This is a genomic window from Cyanobium sp. Aljojuca 7A6 (genome assembly GCF_024346455.1).
Lineage (GTDB): Bacteria > Cyanobacteriota > Cyanobacteriia > PCC-6307 > Cyanobiaceae > Cyanobium.
This window is the reverse complement of sequence record NZ_JAGQCY010000032.1, coordinates 1-2,885: the sequence shown is the minus strand read 5'-3', so window position 1 is coordinate 2,885 and position 2,885 is coordinate 1. Positions and strand designations below refer to the sequence as shown.

Annotated in this window: 3 protein-coding genes; 1 reads left to right on the top strand and 2 read right to left on the bottom strand. The window is 66.6% G+C overall.

What is annotated here, in order from left to right:
• Positions 1-215: 215 nt before the first annotated feature.
• Positions 216-749, bottom strand: a complete 534-nt coding sequence (locus KBY95_RS16225; RefSeq protein WP_254966324.1) for a cupin domain-containing protein — start codon at positions 747-749, stop codon at positions 216-218.
• 116 nt (positions 750-865) lie between these two features.
• The gene (locus tag KBY95_RS16220; RefSeq protein ID WP_254966323.1) at positions 866-2,038 is read right to left on the bottom strand and encodes a Fic family protein; all 1,173 of its coding nucleotides are present in this window, start codon (positions 2,036-2,038) and stop codon (positions 866-868) included.
• 208 nt (positions 2,039-2,246) lie between these two features.
• Here KBY95_RS16220 and KBY95_RS16215 point away from each other — a divergent pair, with 208 nt between their 5' ends.
• On the top strand, positions 2,247-2,705 hold the full coding sequence (locus tag KBY95_RS16215) for an arsenate reductase ArsC (protein WP_254966322.1): 459 nt from the start codon (positions 2,247-2,249) through the stop codon (positions 2,703-2,705).
• Positions 2,706-2,885 lie beyond the last annotated feature (180 nt).

Genomic DNA, 2,885 nt, shown 5'->3' with positions numbered 1-2,885 from the left:
GCGTCAATTACCCGCCAACCGATCCACGGCAACAGCGCGTGCCACCCCCCTGCCATCGCAGGGGGGTGGGGCCTCCTATCCGCCTACGTAATTGACGCGACCCGCCTACGTAGTTGACACCGGGCAATCGCCGGCTCAAGCAGGCTGCAGCGCTGCTGCAGATGGAGGTTCTTGCCTGAGCAGCAACGCCTCCCACCCTCAGGCAGCCAATCGGCTCAGGGATGGACGTGGCCGTGCTGGAGGTGAGCCGGCAGGGGCTGACCCTGATCGTCGAGCAGCAACACGCTTTCCTGCTCATTGGGGTCGGAGCGGGTGACGATGGCGATCGCTGGCTCGGTAGCGCTGAGGTTCACCGGTTGATGGGGAAGATCGGCGGGAATGAAGATGAAATCGCCGGCGCGGTTCACCACCCGCTGGCGCAGGCCGGCGCCATAGCGGGTTTCCACCGTTCCCTGCAGCAGGTAGATCGCCGTCTCGTAGTTGCGGTGGAGATGGGCGCGGGCCTTGGCACCCGGCGGGATGACGACGCGGTTGAGCGAGAGCGTGCGCGCCCCGCTGTTGGCACCCGAGATGCCCACGAAGCGCCCCAGACCCTGGCGGCTGTCCAGCTGGGTGTTCGGCCGCACCGTGATCACCCCACCGTCGCCAGGACGGCCGATCACCTCGTCGGTGCGAGCCGGCGACGCCTGCGCCAGCAGCCCCAGCCCACACACCAGAGCAAGTGCACGGCCACCCATCAGCACAGCCACCTCGGCAACCGCTCCACTCTGTTCCAGATCAGCCGCCGCTGGTTCGTTTGGTGTGGTTGAGCGCCCTGGAGGGGCTGCGCCGCATCCGGTTGCCATGCGCAGGGCACCAGGCCCTTTCACAGCGGCTCGGCCCCTTCGCTGAGGATTGCCAGATAGGCGTCGTAGGCAAAGAGGCGATGGCGCTGGCCGCCGGTGATCTCGCGCGCGATGCCCAGGTCCACAAGGGTTTCCAGGGCTTTGGCTGTCGTGGGGAAGCTCAGGCTGCAGACGGCGCTGAGCTGTTTGATGCTGTTGAGTGGGCGTCTGCACAGGGCCGTAAACACCTGGCGCACACTGGGCCCGGAGCGACCCAGCCCGCTCAGACGGTCCTCGTCGGAGCGGAACAACGCCAGCAGCCGGTGAGCGGTGGCAACTGCGGCTGTCGCCGTGCTCTCCACGCCTTCCAGGAAAAAGTCAATCCAGGCCTCCCAGTCGCCGTTCTGGCGCACGCCATTGAGCAGCTCGTAGTAGCGGCTGCGGTGCTGCTTGAAGAACAAGCTGAGATAGAGAAGTGGCTGCTGCAGCACCCCGGCATCGATCAGCACCAACACGATCAGCAGCCGGCCCAGACGGCCGTTGCCGTCGAGGAAGGGGTGGATCGTTTCGAACTGCACATGCGCCAGAGCGGCCCGCACCAACACCGGCAGGGCATGGGCCCCGTCTGGCGTGCCATGGATGAATTGTTCCAACTGGCCCATGCACGGCTCCACCAGCCCCGGAGGCGGCGGCACAAAGCTGGCGTTGCCGGGTCGGGTGCCGCCGATCCAGTTCTGGCTGCGGCGGAACTCCCCCGGCAACCGATCGGCTCCGCGGCCCCTGGCCAGTAGCCGGGCGTGGACCTCCCTCAGCAAGCGGGAGGAGAGAGGGAAGCCTTCCCGCAGCCGTCCCAGGCCGTGCTCCAGCCCCGCTACGTAGCTGGAGACCTCGACTACATCGTCGAATGGAACCCCAGGGGCCTCCTCCAGCTCAAACAGCAGCAGATCCGAGAGGGACGACTGGGTGCCCTCGATCTGGGAGGACAGCAGAGCCTCCCGCCGCACGTAGGCGTAGAGAAAGAGTTCCCGGTCGGGCAGCAGGGCTGACACGCCATCCAGGCGCCCGCAAGCCAGCAGCGCCCGCTCGTGCAGTGCCTGCAGGCCGCCCTCGAGCAGAACGGGCGGCTCTGGCGGCAACGGGGCCGGCACGAAGGCGCGAATGGACTCCCCAGCGGTGCTGGTGATCTCGTAGCGGCCCGTGTCGTCACGTTGCATGGTGACCCCCGCGAACCTTGAACAAGCCTGCAGCTTATTCAAGAATCAGGGGTCTTCCTTGAATAAGCGCGCGTGGGGCGTTGCCTGTGCAGGACGGGCGGACGCCAGGCGCGGCCATCCGATTCCGCCTGCTGTCGGTAGTTCCAGAGCGGTTCACCACGGCCCGACGACGGGTGCCGCCCCTGTCCACCCTTTCAGCAGCAACCTCATGACGAAGAGAACCAGGCAGCGGGTGCTGGTGGTGTGCACCGGCAATTCGGCGCGCAGCATCATGGCGGAAGCCCTGTTTCAGGCCCTTGGTCAGGGGGGCGTTGAGGTCGCCAGCGCCGGCAGTGCCCCCACCGGGCGGGTCCATCCGCTGGCGCTGGAGCAGATCAGCCGCCTGCCCGTCGACCCCGGCCGGTTCACCAGCAAGAGCCTGGCGGCGGTGCTGGAGGCGTCGGCCGACCCGTTCGATCTGGTGATCACCGTGTGCGATCACGCGGCCCGTCACTGCGACCCGCTGCCAGCCGACACCACGCGGCTGCATTGGGGGCTGCCCGACCCTGCAGCGCACACAGAGATCGAAGAAGCCAGAACGGCCTTCTCCGCCTGCTTCGACGTGCTGGCCCAACGGATCGGCGACCTGCTGGGCAGCGATCTACTCCGAAGGAGCCAGGGGCGTTGATGGGTGTGAGGTTGTGTCTTGTGCGTGGCGCTAACGCTTGAGCGAACAGTTAGGGAGACCCTGGAAAAGCCGGCGCACTCACGCGAAAATTGCCCTGTGATCGCAGGTAAGGGCTGGGTTCATGGGTGGTAAGCAGCTTGGGTTTGGTGATTACGAGCAGACCACGGCCAAGAAACGGAC

Bases quoted from the DNA above. Each gene is read 5' to 3' on its own strand.
- KBY95_RS16215 (WP_254966322.1), top strand. From the start codon at position 2,247: ATGACGAAGAGAACCAGGCAGCGGGTGCTGGTGGTGTGCACCGGCAAT.
- KBY95_RS16220 (WP_254966323.1), bottom strand. From the start codon at position 2,038: ATGCAACGTGACGACACGGGCCGCTACGAGATCACCAGCACCGCTGGG.